Source organism: Gilvimarinus sp. 1_MG-2023 (assembly GCF_030548285.1).
The window spans coordinates 1-344 of the sequence record NZ_JAUOSC010000458.1 but is presented as its reverse complement, the minus strand read 5'-3'; the positions used below and the strand labels follow the sequence as shown (position 1 = coordinate 344).

The window sequence follows — 344 nt, the reverse complement described above, 5'->3', positions numbered from 1 at the left end:
GTGCCACTCAGTTCAATCGAACGGCCGTCCCGGGTTTTGCGCACATAGTGCAGTTTCTCGCGCTGGCGTAATTCCTTGAAGCGTTGCGCGACGATGGCATCAACATCCTGGTCGCCATAGCCGCCGGAGCGGGCAATATGCCCCAGCAGTGCCTCCGCCGACTGGCCAACGTACAAGTGCCCTTGAGGGAAACCGTACAGGCTGGCAAAACTCTGGTTCCAGGCCACCAGCGTTAAATGCTCGTCGACCACGGTGATGCCCTGGTTGAGGCTGTGCAGAATGGAGTTGAGCAGATCCCGGTTAAACAGCACCACCTCGGAAACTTCCTCAACCAGGTTGTTCAA

1 protein-coding gene is annotated in these 344 nt (G+C 57.6%); it reads right to left on the bottom strand.

Annotated features, from left to right (window positions below; all coding sequences use genetic code 11):
- Nucleotides 1-344: PAS-domain containing protein (locus Q4563_RS17625; RefSeq protein WP_303605423.1), on the bottom strand; the 344-nt coding region annotated here is incomplete at both ends.